We start from the raw sequence: 18,804 nt of genomic DNA, 5'->3' as shown, positions 1-18,804 counted from the left end.
AAATCAGTCCTTCGTTCCAGCGCCCGGCGGATCGTCAGCGATCCGGGCGTAGAGGTAGTGGTCCTGCCAGGTGCCGTTGATCCTGAGATAGGATCGCAGAAGTCCTTCGCGCCGGAATCCGGCTTTTTCAAGCACGCGGATCGACCTGATATTGTCGGGAATACAGGCGGCTTCGATCCGGTGCAACCTCAGCGTATCGAAGGAGAAGCGGGCCACCACCTTGACCGCGTCGGTCATCAGGCCGCGGCCGCCGAAACGCTCGCCGATCCAGTAGCCGACATGGCCGCTTTGCGAGACACCGTGGCGTATGTTGCCGAGCGTGATGCCGCCCGCCAGCTTGCCGCTCGATTTCTCGAAGATGAAGAAGGCGATCGCGGTGCCCTGCGCATAGTCTTCGCGGTAGCGGCTGATGCGCAGGCGCCACGCCGTGCGGTCGAGCTCGTCAGGCGTCCAGCGTGGCTCCCACGGCTCCAGGAAGGTACGGCTTTCGCCGCGCAGCATCGACCATTCACGGTAGTCATTGGTGAATGGCACGCGCAATGTGACGAGATTGCCCTTTAGTGCCGGCAGGTCACGGCGAAAGAAAGGGAGCGCGAACACGGCGCTTGTGCGGACTTAGACGGCGAGCCTGCGGGCCGTGGTCTGCGTACCTGGAAGCGAATCGAGGATCGCCTCGTATGGTGCCAGCGTACCCACGGGCCCGACAGCGGTAAGCGTCGGCTTGGTCGAGAACATGCGCGCCGACAGGTCGGTCAACCTTTCGACCGTCAGTGCCGACAGCCGCTCCATCAGTTCTTCCTTGGCGATCGGGCGGCCGAACAAAAGCAGTTGGCGCGCGATCTGCGAGGCGCGGCTGGCCGGGCTTTCGGCGGACATGATCAGTCCGGCGCGATATTGCGCGCGCGCCCGGTCGAGTTCTTCCTGCAGGATGCTTTCGCCGGCCTTCTGCAGTTCGTCGATGATGACAGGCACCAGTTCGGCGATGTCGCTCTGGCCTGTCGCGGCATGGACGCCGAAAATGCCTGTGTCGGAAAAGCCCCAGTGGAAGGCATAGACGGAGTAACACAGGCCGCGCTTCTCGCGAACCTCCTGGAACAGGCGCGATGACATGCCGCCGCCGAGGATCATCGACAGCACCTGCGAGGCGTAGAAGTCGCGCACATGATAGGCGCGGCCCTCGAAGCCCAGCACGATCTGTGCGTCCATCAGGTCGCGGTCCTCGCGGAAGTCGCCGCCGACATACTGCGCGTATTGCGGGATGGTGCTGTCGGCCTTGCTGCGGAAGCCGCCGAGCTGCTTTTCGACCTCGCGCACGAATTTGTCATGCTTGATGTCGCCGGCAGCCACGATCACCATCCGCTCGGCGCCATATTGGCGCTCGATGAAATCGTGCAACTGCTTGGAGGTGAAGGATTTCACCGTTTCCGGCGTGCCCAGGATTGAGCGGCCGATGGTCTGGTGGCGAAAGGCTGTCTCAGTGAAACGGTCGAAGACGATATCGTCGGGCGTATCGTGTGCGGCGCCGATCTCCTGCAGGATGACATGCTGCTCGCGTTCGAGCTCCTGCGGGTCGAATTCGGATTCCTGCAGGATGTCGGCAAGGATGTCGACGGCCAGCGGCACATCGCCGGACAGCACCCTTGCGTAGTAGGAGGTGGTCTCGACGCTGGTGGCGGCGTTGATCTCGCCGCCGACGTCCTCGATTTCCGAGGCGATTTCGAAGGCGCTTCGCCGCTTCGTGCCCTTGAACGCCATGTGCTCGAGCAGATGGGCCATGCCATGCTCTTCGTCACGCTCATTGCGGGCGCCGGACTTGACCCAGGCACCAAGGGCAACCGATTCGATACTTGGAAGGGTTTCGGTGGCGACTGTCAGGCCGTTCGACAGACGGCTTACCTCAACACCCATATGGCTCTTACTCCCTAACGCGCCGCTCGCGCACGGCGGCCGACGTAATCTTCCACCATTTTCAAGTCGGATGGAAGTACCGTGTATTTTTCCTCAAATGTCATCAATCCGCCAAGCCAAGCGGGCAGGGCGGGCGAGACCCCGCTGGCGGCCTCGACGGCGGCAGGGAACTTTGCCGGGTGAGCGGTGCCCAGCACCACCATTGGCGTGGCACCTGCAGCCTTGCCCGACGCCACATGCACCGCTGCCGCCGTGTGCGGATCAAGCAGATAGTCGCTGCCCGCCAGCGTCGAGCGGATAGTGGCGGCGACCTCGTCCATTTCAGCGCGGCCGGCGTCGAATTCGGACCGCATCCTGGCGATTTCCGCCGCTTCGATGGTGAAGGCGCCCGATTGCTTGAGGCCTGCCATATAGCGCCGCACGGTCGCCGCGTCGCGGTTGGAGGCCTCGAACAACAGGCGTTCGAAATTCGACGATACCTGGATGTCCATCGACGGCGAGGTGGTGGCGAAGACGCCTTTGGTGCGGTATTCGCCGGTCGCGAAGGTGCGGGCGAGTATGTCGTTGTCGTTGGTGGCGATGACCAGCCGTTCGATCGGCAGGCCCATCTTCTTGGCGGCGTAGCCGGCGAAGATGTCGCCGAAATTGCCGGTCGGCACCGTGAACGATATCGGCCTATCCGGTGCGCCGAGAGACAGCGCCGAGGAGAAATAATAGACGATCTGGGCCATGATGCGCGCCCAGTTGATCGAATTGACCCCCGAAAGCGCCACCCGATCCCGGAAGGGGTGATCGTTGAACATGTCCTTGAGCAGGCCCTGGCAATCGTCGAAATTGCCCTCGATTGCCAGCGCGTGGACGTTTTCAGCCTTGGACGTCGTCATCTGCCGCTGCTGCACGGGCGAAACCCGGCCATGCGGGAAAAGGATGAAGATGTCAGTGCGGCTGCGTCCGGCAAAGGCGTCGATTGCCGCGCCGCCGGTATCGCCCGAAGTGGCGCCGACGATGGTGGCATGCCGGCCGCGTTCGGCAAGCACGTGGTCCATCAGCCGGGCGAGCAGCTGCATCGCCACGTCCTTGAACGCCAGCGTCGGTCCATGGAAGAGTTCGAGGACAAACGTGTTGGGCCCGGTCTGGACCAACGGACAGACAGCCTCGTGGCGGAAGGTGGCGTAGGCTTCGCGGACCAGGCGTTCGAAGACCGGCGCCGGGATGTCGCCGCCAAGGAAGGGCGACAGCACGCGGATGGCGAGGTCTGGATAGGCAAGGCCGCGCATGGCGCGGATCTCGGATGGCGAAAACTGGGGCCACTCGCGCGGTACGTAAAGCCCGCCATCGCGCGCCAGTCCCGCCAGCACCGCGTCAGAAAATCCAAGCGCGGGCGCTTCCCCGCGGGTACTCACATATTGCATGTCACAGATCCGTTGCCGCTTGGCTTTTCCGTTCACCACAAGGTGGTTAATTTCTGTGCTGGCTCAGTCGCATTTTTGCCGCGCGGTTGATATACGTCACCAGCTTTGCGAGAGGGAAGAGCAGTTTCATGGCGTTTCATACATTCGGCGGTCGCTTTGTGGCGGGTCTTGCGTTCACCGGCTTTATGCTCGCCGCCGCCGGTTGCCAATCAAGCGACAACGGCATCCTGAACCTTGGCTTCGGCAAGAAGGATCCGACAGCGCCACCGCCGCCGCAGGATCCCAAAATCCTGACCAGCCAATTGAACGCCTATTGCCCGAAGGTCACGCTGCGTGACGGAACGGCCTTCTTCAACACCTACGTCAAGGATGTGCAGAAGCCCAAGCCGAGGCTCAAGAAGACCGGTGATGCCGCGCAGGATGCCGCGGCCCAAGCCGCGGCTGACGCAGCAGCCGCCACACCGCCCGACGATTCGGCGAGGATCATTTACCAGGCGTCGATCAGCGACGTGACCCGCGATTGCAGCCGTGCCGACGGGCAACTGACTATGAAGATCGCGGTCGCCGGCAAGGTCGTTCCAGGACCGAAATTCGCGCCCGGCACCATCACCATGCCGATCCGCACCGCCGTGATGCACGGCACCGACGTGCTTTATTCGCAGATTCATCAGTATCAGGTCCAGGTGACCGATCCCTCGGTCGCCACCCAGTTCGTCTTTACCGATTCCAATATCGTGGTGCCCGCACCGACGGCGCCGGACTATCAGGCCTATGCCGGCTACGACGAAACCGCGCCGAAGGCGACGACGGACAAGCCGAAGAAGACCCACAGGAAGAAGGCCGCGGCGATAAACTAGACGTTGCTCAAGCGTCGGCCGACCATTCCGACAGCGCCGCGATCACGCTTTTCAGTTCCGCCCAGCGGCGGATGACCGTCTCGGCGCCGGCCTCCGTCAGCGCGTCGGCATGGCCGGGATAGGTGTGGCTGGCGCCGGTGAAGCCGATCACCCGCATGCCGGCCGTCCTGGCACCGGTGACGCCGTGCACGGAGTCCTCGATGACGAAGGTGTTGGCCGGCTTGGCGTTGAGTTTTTCAGCGGCGAACAGGAACACGTCCGGAGCCGGCTTGGTTTTGCCGGTGGGCGTTTCCAGCGCCGAGAAGATACGGCCGGCGAAAAACGGCAGCAGATGCACTTTCTCCAGCATGAAATCGATCCGCTCCGAGCGGGAGTTGGAGCAGATGCAGCGTTGCGCCGTGACGGAGGCGACCGCTTCGCGCACGCCTTCAATGGCACGCACGTCGCTGCGCAGTTTCCTGTCGACCAGGTCCTCTGCACGATCGATCAGCGACACCTGGAACGGGATCTTGGACTTCTCCTCTATCCGGATAAGGATGTCCTTGAACGTCAGGCCCGCATAGGTCTCGGCAATCTCTTCCGCCGAGATTTCGTATCCGGCCAGGGTTATCAGCTCAGCCTCGACCCGTGCGGCGATGATTTCGGAATCGACGAGAACGCCGTCGCAATCGAAGATGACAAGGTCTGGCTGGGGCATGGTGATCCGGAACAAGGAGGAGGAGGAATGGCCGCTCAGGGCTCAAGCGGCGCGGCATACACCAATGGGCCGGCCTTCGCAAACCTGACCGGCCATCCGGCGGGCCTTCACCGAATATTTACGCTGATCGGTAACCATAACGGGGAGTAAACAGTAACACGTGCCTTGGGTGTAAGAATGTCTGCCGTGCGTCTTCTCGACGAGCTTTCCCATGCTCCCCAGCAGTCCGAATGGCTGGACACGATCCTCAAGGGCGACTGCGTCGCAGCCCTCGACCGGCTGCCCGAAAAATCCGTTGACGTCATCTTCGCCGATCCGCCCTACAATCTGCAGCTCGACGGCGACCTGCACCGGCCCGACCAATCCAAAGTCGATGCGGTCGACGACGCCTGGGACCAGTTCGAGAGCTTCGAGGCCTACGACGCCTTCACCCGCGCCTGGCTGCTGGCGGCGCGCCGCGTGCTAAAGCCGAACGGCACCATCTGGGTCATCGGCTCCTATCACAACATCTTCCGCGTCGGCGCCAAGATGCAGGATCTGGGCTTCTGGATCCTCAACGACGTGGTCTGGCGCAAGACCAACCCGATGCCGAATTTCCGTGGCCGCCGCTTCCAGAACGCGCATGAGACCATGATCTGGGCCTCGCGCGACCAGAAGGGCAAGGGCTATACCTTCAACTACGAGGCGCTGAAGGCGTCCAACGACGATGTCCAGATGCGCTCCGACTGGTTGTTCCCGATCTGCACCGGCGCCGAGCGCTTGAAGAACGACAATGGCGACAAGCTGCACCCGACGCAGAAGCCGGAGGCCCTGCTCGCCCGCATCATGATGGCCTCGACCAAGCCCGGTGACATCGTGCTCGATCCCTTCTTCGGCTCCGGCACGACAGGTGCCGTGGCCAAGCGCCTCGGCCGTCATTTCGTCGGCATCGAGCGCGAACAGGCCTATATCGACGCCGCCAATGAACGCATCGACGCGGTGCGACCGCTGGAAGGAGCCGATCTCACGCTTCTCACCGGCAAGCGCGCCGAGCCGCGCGTGGCCTTCGTCAGCCTGATCGACACCGGGCTGATGGCGCCAGGCGTAACACTCTACGACGCCAAGAAGCGCTGGGCGGCCAAGGTGCGCGCCGACGGCACGGTGGCGATCGGCGACAGCGCCGGCTCGATCCACAAGATCGGCGCCGAGGTGCAGGGCCTGGACGCCTGCAACGGCTGGACCTTCTGGCACTACGAGCGCAGCGGCGGTCTCACCCCGATCGACGAACTGCGCCGCATCGCCCGTCTTGGCATGGAGCGGGCAGGGGGCTGACCCCCGCCGCGCTTCCGCGATGATTCAAAATCGGAACGGATCGCTGGAAGCGATTCAGATCACGCCTTTATTCCGTGGCGTTCAAGATCTGCTTGAAGCGTCTTGGCATCGGTGAACAGCACGGCTTGCCAGCCGGCCGCCCTGGCGCCGTCGACATTCTTCTGGCTGTCGTCGATGAACAGCGTCGCGGACGGTTCGAGGCCGAACGCAGCAACGTGATGGTCGTAAATATCACGATCCGGCTTGATCTTGCCGATCTCGCCGGAGATCGTCACACCACGTGGACGATCGAGGAAATCGAAGCGTTTGCGGGCTTCGGCCAAGGTGTCGGCGGCGAAGTTGGTCAGCATGGTCACGTCATGGCCGCTCTCGATCAGGCCGAGCATGATGGCGACGCTGTCGTCATAGGCATGCGGCACCATGTCGTGCCAATGCCTTCGGAAATTGCGGATGTTTTCCGCGTGATCGGGATGCTCGGCGATCAGCAGCGCCTCGGCCTCTTCCCAGGTCCGGCCGCGATCCTGCTCGACGTTCCAGTCATGCGTGCAGACATTGTCGAAGAACCATTTCCGCTCCGTCTCGTCGGGGATCAGCCGGCTGAACGGAATGCTGGGATCGTAGTGGAGCAACACTTTGCCGATGTCGAAAACGATGTGGCGGACTTCAGTCATGGGGCCTCGTTGCACTCAATGGTGACGGCTTTTTCGTCGCGCCGGGTATCGCAGCCTCGATTGCCTTTTTCATGACAGTCGGCAGGGCCTCGCCGGAAATCTCTCGGCCAGGCGACCAGAAATGCCCTTCCGGGGCATCACCTTTGATGTGGGCATGAAAGACGTCGAGTTCGAGAGCGAAATGGGTGAAGACATGTGTAATTGTTCCGGCCCGCCGCCATTCGCCGGGAAAGGGCGCCGCCGCCGGCGTGGTGGCTCCATCCACCCGTGCCGTCCAGGCGGTGGTCGGCACCTCGGTCATGCCGCCGAGCAAACCTTTCTCCGGCCGTTTGCGCAGGAGAATGGCGCCGTCCTCGCGCACGGCGACGAAAGCGGCGCCGCGCCGCAACGGCTTGTCTGCCTTCGGCAGGCGAACCGGGAAATGTTCAGGGTCGCCCGACAGGATCGCGGTGCAATCCTCGCGCAGTGGGCACAGCATGCAGCGCGGCCGGCGCGGCGCGCAGATCGTGGCGCCGAGATCCATCATCGCCTGGGCGAAGTCGCCCGGCCTTGCCGCCGGCATCATCCCCTCGACATGGGCGCGTATCTCGGCCTTGGCGTCGCTGAGCGGCATTGTGATCGAAAACAGCCGGGAAATGACACGCTCGATATTGCCGTCCACGACGGCCGCGGGACGGTCGAAAGCGATCGCCGTGATGGCCGCCGAGGTGTAGGCACCGATGCCGGGCAGGTCTCTCAAGGCGGCCTCGGTGTCGGGAAACCGGCCGCCCCGTGCCGCCACCAGATCGGCGCAGGCCTTGAGGTTGCGCGCGCGGGAATAGTAGCCGAGCCCCGCCCAGGCTTTCATCACGTCCTCGGTTGGCGCGGCGGCCAACGCCTCGACATCAGGCCATTTCTCGACAAAGGCGCGGAAATAGGATTTCACCGCCTCGACGGTGGTCTGCTGCAGCATGACTTCGGACAGCCAGATGCGGTAGGGGTCGGGCCGCACGCCGCGGGCATGGTCGCGCGGCGAAACCCGCCAGGGCAGCTCGCGATGATGCACGTCGTACCAGGCGAGCAGGCGCGACGCGGTATCGCCTGGCGTTGCCCCAGCGGTCTGGGCCTTGCGGGTCTGGTCTGCTGGTGCCATTGATCTTGTGTTGGCCTGGCCGATATCGGGTGAGGTCGTGGCTGGAGAACGCACATGGCAGGGAAAAGGCCCTTCGGCAATCCTGTTCCGGTGAGCGATCTTGCCACCGAGATCCTCGATCCGGTGCTGCGCAAGCGGGCAGGCATCTCGATTGGTCTCGTCCAGTCCTGGGAAGAGATCGCCGGCCCGCGCCTTGCCAGCCGCTCGCGGCCCGAGAAAATCCAGTGGCCGCGCCGCCTGCATGAAGATGATCCGTTCGAGCCGGCCGTGCTGGTCATCGCCTGCGAGGGCATGGCGGCGCTCCACCTGCAGCATGAGACGGGTGAGATCATCAACAGGGTCAACGCTTTTCTCGGCTTCAATGCCATTGGCCGCATCAGGATCGTGCAGAAGCCTGTAATATCAGGCAAAGTCCGGTCAAAGCCGGCCCTCAGGCCGCTGACCGAGGCCGAAAAAATGAAACTGTCCGATACTGTCGGGCTGATTGAAGATGACGGGCTGCGCGCCTCCCTGGAAAGGCTGGGTGCGACAATTCTTGGCGGGAGGAAAGTCTAGTTCCCACTGGAAAGAGTCACAGGTTTGTCGTTAATCTCGCGCATTCGTGATCACCCTTGTCAGGTTTCGCGATTGGATTGGGGACAGGGATGCCTTAATTCGCGCCAACTCTCGCTTTTTCGTGCTTTTGCATTGCAAAATCCAACCCTTGTCAGGTGATTCGTATGAGCCGTTCCTCGTTTGGCCCAAGCTTGTCTCGCAGAAACGTCCTGTCTTCGCTGGCCGCCATTCCGGCGGTCGCCCTGCTCGCCGCCTGCAGCGACTCCGGCGAACAAGCCAAGGCCGCGGATGTAAAGCCCGCCGATCCGGCCACTCCCGCGAAGCCTGCCACGCCGGCGGCGGTTCAGGTGCCGGAAGCACAGGGCACCGTCGACATGGCCGAATTGCTGAAGCCGGGCGCACTGCCCGACGAGCAGCTTGGCAAGGACGATGCGAAGGTCACCATCGTCGAATACGCTTCGATGACCTGCCCGCATTGCGCGCATTTCGCCGAAACGACCTTCCCGGAGCTGAAGACGAAGTATATCGACACCGGCAAGGCCCGCTACATCCTGCGCGAATTCCCCTTCGATCCGAGCGCGGAAGCCGGTTTCATGCTGGCGCGCTGCGCCAAGGACAACTATTTCCCGATGGTCGACGTGCTGTTCAAGCAGCAGGCCAACTGGGTTGGCGTGTCGAACACAAAGGATGCGCTGCTGCAAATCTCGAAGCTTGCCGGTTTTACACAGGAGTCCTTCGAGGCCTGCTTGACGGACCAGAAACTTCTGGACGATGTGAGATCGGTCCAGAAGCGTGGCGCCAATGAATTCAAGGTCGACTCGACACCGACCTTCTTCATCAACGGTAAGACCTACAAGGGGGCGATGTCGATTGAGGAAATGTCGGCCATCATCGACCCTCTGCTCTGACATCGGCTCAGCGCTGAGGCGGCAGCGTTTCGGCGCGGCCCGCCTTTATGAGGCGCGTGAATGAAGTTTTCGCGCCTTCGCCTGCTCGGTTTCAAGTCCTTCGTCGAACCCGGCGAGTTCGTGATCGAACGCGGCCTGACGGGTATTGTCGGGCCGAACGGTTGCGGCAAGTCGAACCTCGTCGAGGCGTTGCGCTGGGTGATGGGCGAAAGCTCCTACAAGAACATGCGCGCGTCCGGCATGGACGACGTGATCTTTTCCGGTTCGGGCACGCGGCCCGCACGCAACACCGCCGAAGTCACGCTGTTCCTCGACAACAGCGATCGCTCGGCGCCGGCCGCCTTCAACGATGCCGACGAGTTGCAGGTGTCACGCCGCATCGAACGCGAGGCAGGCTCCCTTTACCGGATCAACGGCAAGGAAGCGCGCGCCAAGGACGTGCAGCTTCTGTTTGCCGACCAGTCGACCGGCGCGCGCTCGCCGTCAATGGTCGGGCAGGGCCGTATCGGCGAATTGATCCAGGCCAAGCCGCAGGCGCGTCGCGCACTTCTCGAAGAGGCCGCCGGCATTTCCGGCCTGCATACCCGCCGTCACGAGGCGGAATTGCGGCTGAAGGCTGCGGAACAGAATCTCGAACGCCTGGACGATGTCGTCGGCGAACTGGAAAGCCAGATCGAGAGCCTGAAACGCCAGGCGCGCCAGGCTTCCCGCTTCAAGAACCTGTCGGCCGATATCCGCAAGGCCGAAGCGACGCTGCTGCATCTGCGCTGGACATTGGCCAAGACCCAGGAAGGCGAGGCGCGCTCGGCGCTGGCGAACGCCACGGCACTTGTCGGCGACCGCGCCGCCGCGCAGATGAACGCCGCCAAGGAACAAGGCATCAGCGCACATCGTCTGCCTGAGCTGCGCGACGCGGAGGCCGCCGCTGCCGCCGCCTTCCAGCGCTTGTCGATCGCCAGGTCGCAGATCGAGGAGGAAGCCGGCCGCATCCGCGCCCGCCAGACGGAGATCGAGCGCCGGTTGCAGCAGCTCGATGGCGACATCGCCCGCGAGGAGCGGATGGTGCGCGACAATGCCGATGTTCTCGAACGCCTGCGCACCGAAGAAGCCACGCTGAATTCCGAAAACGCCGGCGCCGCCGAGCGCGAGGCCACCACCCGCGCGGCATTCGAACAGGCGGCATCGACGCTTGCACGAAGCGAAGCCACGCTTGCCGCGCTGACCGCTGAACGGGCCGAAGCCGCCGCTTCGCGCCATCAGATCGAACGGACGCTGCGCGAAACCGCCGAGCGTCGCGACCGCTTTGCCCGCCAACTCGCCGAGGTGGACCGCGAATTGTCGGACATCCTCTCGAAGATAGCCGGCCTGCCGGATCCTGCCGAGAAGCGGATACTGGTCGAACAGGCCGTCGCGCTGCTTGAAGAATCCGAGGCCGCGGTGGCGCAGGCCGAGCAGTCGGTCATCGATGCCCGTGCCGCCGAAAGTGCCGCTCGCCCACCGTTGCAGGACGCAAGGGCGGAACTGGCGCGGATCGAGACCGAAGCCCGGACGCTGGCCAAGATTCTGAACGCGGCCAGCGGCGATCTCTTTCCTTCCGTGCTGGAGCAGATCAGCGTCGAGCGCGGCTTCGAGACGGCGCTGGGTGCGGCCCTTGGCGAAGACCTGGACGTGCCGCTCGACCGCAGCGCGCCGGCGCATTGGGGCGAAAGTCAGATCCAGCCTGGCGACGCTGCCCTGCCGGAAGGGACCAGAAGCCTCGCCAGCGTGGTTCGCGCCCCGGCGCAGCTTGCCCGCCGCCTGGCGCAGATCGGCATCGTCGAGGCCGCCGATGGCCGCCGGCTGCAGGCGCTGCTCGCGCCCGGCCAGAGACTGGTCAGCCGCGAAGGTGCGCTCTGGCGCTGGGACGGCCTCACCGCCAGCGCCGATGCGCCGACGGCCGCGGCGCAAAGGCTGGCGCAGAAGAACCGGCTTGCCGAACTCGATGCCGAGGCGGTGCAGGCGACGCTCACCCTGCGTCAGGCCGAGGAGGCGCTGGCGCAGGCTGAACAGGCGCTTCGCCAGGCAAGCGAGGCCGAGCGCAACATGCGTCAGGCCGGGCGCGACGCCCAGCACCGACTGGACGCCGCCCGCAATGCGCTGGTCCAAGCCGAGAAAGCCGGCGGCGAACTATCGAGCCGTCGCGCCGCTCTGGACGAGGCGCGTGCCCGCATCGTCGACAGCCATGAGGAGACCTCGGCGGCGTTCGTCGAGGCCGAAATGCTGCTGCAGGACGCGCCCGATCTTGGCGACCTGCAATTGCAGCTCGAACAGTCCTCGGCCAATGTCTCCCGCGACCGTGCCACGCTTGCCGACGCGCGCGCCGTCCATGAAGGGCTGCGGCGCGAAGCCGAAGCACGCACGCGCCGGCTCGATGCCATCGGCGCCGAACGCAGCAACTGGTTGGTGCGCGCCGAGAACGCCTCGACGCAGATCGCCTCACTCGGCGAACGCAAGGCCGAGGCCGAGGCCGAGCGCGAGCGATTGGCCGATGCACCAGACGAGATCGACGCCAAGCGGCGCGCCTTGCTGTCGCAGCTCACCGAGGCCGAGACCTTGCGCAAGGCTGCTGCCGACCGGCTGCAGGAAGCCGAGAACAGACAGGCCGAACTGGACAAGGCGGCCACATCAGCCATCCAGTCGCTGGCCGAGGCACGCGAGACCCGTGCCCGCGCCGAGGAGCGGCTGACGGCGGCCGACGAGCGCCGACTGGAGGTCGAGGCGCGCATCCAGGAAACGCTGAACATGCCGCCGCATCTCGTCATTCGCCATACCGGGCTGGAAGTCGACGATCCGATGCCTGAAATGGCCGACATTGAACGCCAGCTCGATCGGTTGAAGATCGAGCGCGAACGGCTCGGCGCCGTCAATTTGCGCGCCGAGGAAGAGCAGAAGGAGCTTTCCGACCGGCTGGAGACCATAGTTTCGGAGCGCGAGGACATCATCGAGGCGATCCGCAAGCTCAGACAAGCGATCCAGAGCCTCAACCGCGAGGGCCGCGAGCGGCTTCTCGCCGCTTTCGATGTGGTCAACAGCCACTTCCAGCGGCTGTTCTCGCATTTGTTCGGCGGCGGCACGGCGGAATTGCAGCTGATCGAATCCGAGGATCCGCTAGAGGCGGGGCTGGAAATCCTTGCCCGCCCGCCCGGCAAGAAGCCGCAGACCATGACGCTGCTGTCGGGCGGCGAGCAGGCGCTGACGGCGATGTCGCTGATTTTCGCCGTGTTCCTGACCAACCCGGCGCCGATCTGCGTGCTCGATGAAGTCGACGCGCCGCTCGACGACCACAATGTCGAACGCTTCTGCAATCTCATGGATGAGATGGCCAAGACCACCGAGACTCGCTTCGTCATCATCACCCACAATCCGATCACCATGGCACGCATGGACCGGCTGTTTGGTGTGACCATGGCCGAGCAGGGTGTCAGCCAGCTCGTTTCGGTGGACCTGCAGGCCGCTGAAGCCATGCGCGAGGCGAGCTGAGCCGCCGGCCATAGGTCTTGCGCGACGTGCCGGCTGGCCGGTCGGGGGCGCGGCTTGGTTCAGACATAGGTCTTCGGCTCGACAAGATTCTTCATCTGGCGAAGGTAGAAACAATAGAAGCCGAATGCCGCGGCGAACCACATGAAGGCCTCGCCCATGGCCAGCCGATTGTTCGAATTGCTGAGGATGGTGATGGCGAAGAAGACCAGCGTCGAGATGTAGCACGACCATGCGGCAGGAGCGATGAGCTTGGCCCGCATGGCCAGCAGGACCTGCCTGGACGACCACATGTAGAGAAAGGCATAGAACGCCAGCCCGACCAACCCATAGCGCACCGCTATCTCCAGATAGCCGTTGTGGAAGACGTTGAAGATGTCGGGATGATAGGTCCTGTTTTGCCATTCGGTGAGCCAGCTGGAACTGGCTCCGAAGATCGGGTGGCGTTTCAAGATCTCGATCGCGTCGGCCCACAGCATCAGCCGTTCCTTGGCCGCGGCCGGCACCGTATCGCTCGCGATGGCGTGGTCGAAGGCCGATAGCATGCCATGGCTCAAAACATCAGATACCAGGGTCCTGATGAAGACCATGGTATCGCCGGCGGTGGACCAGAAGATGTCGTATGTGGCGACAACGCCGGCGGCCACGATCGCCAGCACTCCGCCCGCTATCATCAGCTCGCGGCGATGGCCTCGTGCCAGGGTCATAAGCGCCAGCAGGAGCAGGACGGGCGCGAGCGCAAGCCAGACGCCCTTCGACCGCAACGCAATGATGTTGGCCAGGGCAAATACCAGGACAGCCGCCGACAGCGCCCAGTGCAGGCTCCTGGCAGTGGTGGTCAGATCCGTTCTTTGCGCCGTGTATGCCATGAACTGCAGCGTGCAGAGGAAGAGGAAACCGGCCGCCACAGACGCGTGAATGGAATTGTTGAAAAGCCGCGGTTCCGGTCTGATGCCGTGAAGGATCTCCGAATAGCCGGTACCCGCCGCCAGGGAGACGAGACTGAGGATCATGAACCAGAGGACGAGCCGCGCTGGCTGCCTGACGAACAGCAAGAGAGAGAAGCCGGTCGTCGCATAAAACGCCGGAAACAGGTAGATGCCTTCGGCGCTGCCCAACTGGCCGGTGCCGAAATAGACGATCGCCATCCGGATGAAGACATAGGCCGACCAGCCCAGGCATAGACAGCCGACCCATCCGATCAGCGGTTTGCCGTAGGTCCACAGGTCCATCCTGAGCCAACGGGCGGCTGCAACAGCGACGAGCGCCAGCCCTGCATAGCGATAGGTATCGGCCTCGCGCCAGGCCGAGGAGACCAAGGCGAGAATGGCGAGTGCCGCAAGTACCAGAATGAGGTTGTTGCGCGGCCAGTCGTCCCTGGCGTAGTCCGGGATCTCGCGCGGCAGGGGCGGTCGCAGCAGCGTGTGATGCAGGCGGCACAGCTGGTCCTTGGCCCGGAACACCGCGGCGCCCCAGCGGTGCGGCCAGGGAAACCGCGCGAATTTGTAGCTGCCGGAAGGGCCGGCTATGCCTGAGATAGCGCTGCTGGCGCCGAAGCCAAGCACGTTTTGGCGGACCGAATAGACTTTCAGGCCAGTATCCCAAAACCGTTCGAGTGCGACGTCCCACGGCACTTTCATCACCGCTAGCGCCGACAACAGGCCCTGGGCACCCTCCCGGGTCACCAGATAGGCGGCGGCCGAACCTTGCGGGCCATGCAGTGCCCGGCCGATCTCATCGCCTTCCGTCGTCACTACGGCGCGCATGAACAGGCTCATACGATGGTTAGTCAGCTTGATGACGTCGAAATCCGGCACCGCGGCGATGACGGCCTCGATGCGTCGTCTGGTGTCTTCGCCGAAGAGCACGTCGTCCTCGATGATCAGGCCGTAGGCACTGCCGCTTGCCAGGAGCGCTTCCAGCGCATGGATATGGCTGCGGTAACAGCCATACTCGCCGGGCAGGATGTCACGTCCGCTCAGTTTGCGCGCGGTTGGAAGATCGATCTCCGTCCAATCCTTTTCAGCCAAGACGCGGCCATCGACGGCGGCAATGCGCTGCAAGGTCAGGCCGGACGTTTCGGCGCTGGCGAGCAATTCGCGCCAGCGGCCGGTCTCGCGACCGAGGTTGATGGCGAAGATAGGAAGGTTCATTAAAATTTCGGCCGATCTTGTATGGAAAGAGGGAGATGTTCAAGGCGATACTGCTCAGACCATGTGCAAAGTAGCGCCCGATTTGCCGCGATTGCGTTGGTTCTACTGGATTTATGGCGTCGTGGAATTGTTAGCCAATCAGCTCAAGGGAAGATCGTGAAGATGCTCTGGGGTCCCCCTGCGTCCGGAACGGATCTTGATCGTCTGGCTGGGGCGCCAGGATTCGAACCTGGGAATGTCGGTACCAAAAACCGATGCCTTACCACTTGGCGACGCCCCAATAGCCATCAGAGTCGCTTGTGCGGCGCGTTATTAGCAGAGCAGCCGAAAAGCACAATGCTTATGAGCAATCGCGGGAACACTCAATCGACCAGCAGCGCGGTTGGCGCTAGGTGATCCACAAAACGGACTATTCGGACCACACGGCCAACTCATTGCCGGCCGGATCGACGAAATGAAAACGTCGGCCACCCGGAAACGGGAAGATCGGCTTGACGATCGTGCCGCCAGCGCTTTCGACAGCGCCGAGGGTTTCCTCCAGATTCTCGCTGCAGAGCACGGGCAGCGGCTTTGCCGATGCTTCCGCGGCATCGGCCTGAAAACCGCCGTCGAGGCCTTCGGCAAAGGCTGAGTAGGTCGGCCCGTAGTCGGTGAACGACCAGGCAAAGGCGGCACTGTAGAAAGCCTTCACCCGGTCCAGCGTGCCGCCGGTCGCCGGCATTTCCAGATAGTCGAGTTTTCCATTCTGTTTCATGAGGTACCTCTCGTTCCCTTTATGTTCTAGACGTCGAACCGTAAGGTGGCAAGTCTTTTTGCCGCATGCCTCGGAAGGGCTTTTCTTAATCGATTGTAGCGGCCAGCCGGCTTTTCCGGCGCTTGCCTTTCGCACTGCAGCATCATATCGCTCCAAAGTCGGACACGGGCGGAACTTTCCGTTTCGCCAATCTTTCCAATCTCCTGCAACCGGAGAGCAAAGCATGACCAAATGGGTTTTCACCTTTGGCGATGGTGCGGCGGAAGGCCGTGCCGGCGATAAGAATCTGCTGGGCGGCAAGGGCGCCAATCTGGCCGAGATGTGCAGCCTGGGCCTGCCGGTGCCGCCGGGCTTCACCATTACCACCGAGGTCTGCAACGCTTATTATGCGAACGGCCGCACCTATCCCGCGGGACTGGAAGCCAATGTCGCGGTCGCGCTCGATCATATCGGCCGGCTGACCGGCCGCCGCTTCGGCGATTCGTCAAAGCTGTTGCTGGTGTCGGTGCGCTCCGGGGCCCGCGCCTCGATGCCAGGCATGATGGACACCGTTCTCAATCTCGGCCTGAACGACGAGACGGTCGAGGCGCTGGCCACCGATTCCGGCGATGCGCGCTTCGCCTATGACAGCTACCGCCGCTTCATCCAGATGTATTCCGATGTCGTCATGGGCCTCGATCACGAGGTGTTCGAGGAGATACTGGAAGACCAGAAGGCTAGCCTCGGCCACGAGCTCGACACCGAACTGACGGCCATCGAATGGCAAGGCGTGATCGCGCTCTACAAGGCCAAGGTCGAGGAAGAACTCGGCAGGCCGTTCCCGCAGGACCCGCACGAACAGCTCTGGGGCGCCATTGGTGCTGTGTTTTCAAGCTGGATGAACAACCGCGCCATCACCTACCGGCGCCTGCACGACATCCCCGAAAGCTGGGGTACGGCGGTCAACGTCCAGGCCATGGTGTTCGGCAATATGGGCGAAACCTCCGCCACCGGTGTCGCGTTCACCCGCAATCCCTCGACCGGCGAGAAGCAGCTCTATGGCGAGTTCCTGGTGAACGCGCAGGGCGAGGATGTCGTCGCCGGCATCCGCACGCCGCAGAATATCACCGAGGCGGCCCGCATTGCCGCAGGCTCCGACAAGCCGTCGCTGCAGAAGCTGATGCCGGACGCCTTCCAGTCCTTCGTCACCATCTCCGACAGTCTGGAAAAGCACTACCGCGACATGCAGGACCTCGAATTCACCATCGAGCGCGGCAAGTTGTGGATGCTGCAGACCCGCTCCGGCAAGCGTACCGCCAAGGCCGCGCTCCGGATCGCTGTCGAGATGGCGAGGGACGGTCTGATCACGAAGGAGGAGGCCGTCGCGCGCATCGATCCTGCCTCGCTCGACCAGTTGCTGCACCCGACCATTGACCCGAAGGCCGCGCGCGATGTGATCGGCGTTGGCCTGCCGGCGTCGCCCGGAGCCGCCACCGGCGAGATCGTCTTTTCCTCCGGCGATGCCGAGGACCTCAAGACACAAGGGCGCAAGGCGATCCTGGTGCGCATCGAGACCAGTCCCGAAGATATCCACGGCATGCATGCCGCCGAGGGCATCCTGACCACGCGTGGCGGCATGACCAGCCATGCGGCGGTCGTGGCGCGCGGCATGGGCAAGCCCTGCGTCTCCGGAGCCGGCTCGCTCCGCGTCGACTACAAGGCCGGCACGCTGCTCTCGATGGGGCAGACCTTCCGCAAGGGCGATGTCATCACCATCGACGGCGGCAACGGGCAGGTGCTCAAGGGCGCCGTGGCGATGCTGCAGCCGGAATTGTCCGGTGATTTCGCCGCCATCATGGAATGGGCGGACGCGGCACGGCGCATGAAGGTGCGCACCAACGCCGAAACGCCGCTCGATGCCCGCATGGCCCGCTCCTTCGGCGCCGAGGGCATCGGGCTTTGCCGCACCGAACACATGTTCTTCGACGGCGCCCGCATCGTGGCCATGCGCGAGATGATCCTCGCCGACACCGAGAAGGACCGGCGCGCGGCCCTTGCCAAGCTTCTGCCCATGCAGCGCTCGGATTTCCTGGAGTTGTTCGAGATCATGGCCGGCCTGCCGGTGACGATCCGCTTGCTTGACCCGCCGCTGCACGAATTCCTGCCCAAGACCGAGGCCGAAATCGCCGAGGTCGCGTCCGTCATGAACGTATCGCCAGACAAGCTCCGGCAGCGCACCGAGGCCCTGCACGAATTCAACCCGATGCTCGGCCATCGCGGCTGCCGGCTGGCCGTCTCCTATCCCGAGATCGCCGAGATGCAGGCGCGCGCCATTTTCGAGGCGGCCGTCGAGGCCGGCAAGAAGGCCGGCGCGCTGGTGGTGCCTGAGATCATGGTGCCGCTGGTCGGCCTTGTGAAGGAACTCGATTACGTGAAGGCGCGCATCGATGCGGTCGCCAAAAGCGTCATGGACGAGAGCGGCGTCAAGATCGATTATCTCACGGGCACGATGATCGAACTGCCGCGCGCCGCGATCCGTGCGCATGTCATCGCCGAATCGGCCGAGTTCTTCTCCTTCGGCACCAACGACCTCACCCAGACCACCTTCGGCATCTCGCGCGACGATGCGGCTTCATTCCTGGAGACCTACCGCCAGAAGGGCATTATCGAGCAGGATCCGTTCGTCTCGCTCGATATCGACGGCGTCGGCGAACTGGTGCGCATGGCCGCGCAAAAGGGCAGGGCGACCCGGCCTCAGATCAAGCTCGGCATCTGCGGCGAACATGGCGGCGATCCAGCGTCGATCCGTTTCTGCGAGGAGGTTGGGCTCGACTACGTGTCGTGCTCGCCCTATCGCGTGCCGATCGCCAGGCTGGCCGCCGCGCAGGCTGCGGTGCAGGTGGCGAAGAAGGGGCGTGGCTAAGCCGGTCAGGCTCTATCAAAGCTTACGG

14 protein-coding genes and 1 tRNA gene are annotated in these 18,804 nt (G+C 63.6%); 6 read left to right on the top strand and 9 right to left on the bottom strand.

Annotated features, from left to right (window positions below; all coding sequences use genetic code 11):
* Positions 1–3 precede the first annotated feature (3 nt).
* From FJ934_RS13275 to thrC, 3 genes are read right to left on the bottom strand one after another with little or no spacing between them, the layout of a single operon-like run.
* Positions 4–600: a GNAT family protein gene (locus tag FJ934_RS13275; RefSeq protein ID WP_140610066.1), complete on the bottom strand. Its 597-nt coding sequence runs from the start codon at positions 598–600 to the stop codon at positions 4–6.
* Positions 601–615: 15 nt separating this feature from the next.
* Positions 616–1,908 carry a pitrilysin family protein gene (locus FJ934_RS13270; RefSeq protein ID WP_140610065.1) on the bottom strand — a complete coding sequence of 431 codons (1,293 nt, stop codon included), beginning with the start codon at positions 1,906–1,908 and terminating at the stop codon, positions 616–618.
* A 14-nt stretch (positions 1,909–1,922) separates the two neighbouring features.
* Complete coding sequence (gene thrC, locus FJ934_RS13265) at positions 1,923–3,320, bottom strand: threonine synthase (protein ID WP_140610064.1); 1,398 nt, start codon at positions 3,318–3,320, stop codon at positions 1,923–1,925.
* A 128-nt stretch (positions 3,321–3,448) separates the two neighbouring features.
* Between thrC and FJ934_RS13260 the strand changes: the two genes are divergently transcribed.
* The gene (locus FJ934_RS13260) at positions 3,449–4,177 is read left to right on the top strand and encodes a hypothetical protein (RefSeq protein WP_140610063.1); all 729 of its coding nucleotides are present in this window, start codon (positions 3,449–3,451) and stop codon (positions 4,175–4,177) included.
* Positions 4,178–4,184: 7 nt separating this feature from the next.
* Here the strand turns inward: FJ934_RS13260 and FJ934_RS13255 are convergent, their stop codons facing one another.
* Positions 4,185–4,874 (bottom strand): HAD family phosphatase, encoded by a 690-nt coding sequence (locus tag FJ934_RS13255; protein ID WP_140610062.1) that lies wholly within the window; start codon positions 4,872–4,874, stop codon positions 4,185–4,187.
* Between the two features lie 177 nt (positions 4,875–5,051).
* On the opposite strand from FJ934_RS13255, the gene FJ934_RS13250 reads away from it, so the two are divergent.
* A complete protein-coding gene (locus FJ934_RS13250) occupies positions 5,052–6,185 on the top strand; it encodes a site-specific DNA-methyltransferase (protein ID WP_140610061.1) in 1,134 nt (377 codons plus the stop codon).
* A gap of 59 nt (positions 6,186–6,244) precedes the next feature.
* On the opposite strand, the gene FJ934_RS13245 is transcribed toward FJ934_RS13250, so the two are convergent.
* Together FJ934_RS13245 and mutY are read right to left on the bottom strand one after the other, a co-directional pair.
* A complete protein-coding gene (locus tag FJ934_RS13245; protein WP_140610060.1) occupies positions 6,245–6,856 on the bottom strand; it encodes an HAD family phosphatase in 612 nt (203 codons plus the stop codon).
* Positions 6,849–7,988 (bottom strand): A/G-specific adenine glycosylase, encoded by a 1,140-nt coding sequence (gene mutY, locus FJ934_RS13240; protein WP_140610059.1) that lies wholly within the window; start codon positions 7,986–7,988, stop codon positions 6,849–6,851. Before mutY ends, FJ934_RS13245 begins: the two co-directional genes overlap by 8 nt.
* A gap of 54 nt (positions 7,989–8,042) precedes the next feature.
* Here mutY and FJ934_RS13235 point away from each other — a divergent pair, with 54 nt between their 5' ends.
* The 3 genes from FJ934_RS13235 to smc all read left to right on the top strand — a co-directional run bounded on the left by FJ934_RS13235 (position 8,043) and on the right by smc (position 12,970).
* Complete coding sequence (locus FJ934_RS13235; RefSeq protein WP_140610058.1) at positions 8,043–8,543, top strand: DUF721 domain-containing protein; 501 nt, start codon at positions 8,043–8,045, stop codon at positions 8,541–8,543.
* Positions 8,544–8,707: 164 nt separating this feature from the next.
* Complete coding sequence (locus FJ934_RS13230; protein ID WP_140610057.1) at positions 8,708–9,451, top strand: DsbA family protein; 744 nt, start codon at positions 8,708–8,710, stop codon at positions 9,449–9,451.
* 60 nt (positions 9,452–9,511) lie between these two features.
* Entirely contained in the window at positions 9,512–12,970 is a 3,459-nt protein-coding gene (gene smc, locus FJ934_RS13225; protein ID WP_140610056.1) for a chromosome segregation protein SMC, read from the top strand.
* 59 nt (positions 12,971–13,029) lie between these two features.
* Here the strand turns inward: smc and FJ934_RS13220 are convergent, their stop codons facing one another.
* From FJ934_RS13220 to FJ934_RS13210, 3 genes are all read right to left on the bottom strand, one after another.
* The gene (locus tag FJ934_RS13220; protein WP_140610055.1) at positions 13,030–15,120 is read right to left on the bottom strand and encodes an O-antigen ligase family protein; all 2,091 of its coding nucleotides are present in this window, start codon (positions 15,118–15,120) and stop codon (positions 13,030–13,032) included.
* A gap of 205 nt (positions 15,121–15,325) precedes the next feature.
* A tRNA-Gln gene (locus FJ934_RS13215) sits at positions 15,326–15,400 on the bottom strand.
* A 129-nt stretch (positions 15,401–15,529) separates the two neighbouring features.
* The gene (locus tag FJ934_RS13210) at positions 15,530–15,874 is read right to left on the bottom strand and encodes a VOC family protein (protein ID WP_140610054.1); all 345 of its coding nucleotides are present in this window, start codon (positions 15,872–15,874) and stop codon (positions 15,530–15,532) included.
* A gap of 223 nt (positions 15,875–16,097) precedes the next feature.
* On the opposite strand from FJ934_RS13210, the gene ppdK reads away from it, so the two are divergent.
* Complete coding sequence (gene ppdK, locus FJ934_RS13205) at positions 16,098–18,776, top strand: pyruvate, phosphate dikinase (protein WP_140610053.1); 2,679 nt, start codon at positions 16,098–16,100, stop codon at positions 18,774–18,776.
* Positions 18,777–18,804 lie beyond the last annotated feature (28 nt).

This window comes from Mesorhizobium sp. B2-4-12 (assembly GCF_006441575.1).
Classification (GTDB): domain Bacteria; phylum Pseudomonadota; class Alphaproteobacteria; order Rhizobiales; family Rhizobiaceae; genus Mesorhizobium.
Note: the sequence above shows the minus strand (reverse complement) of the source record. Positions and strands in the feature narration are given on the sequence as shown.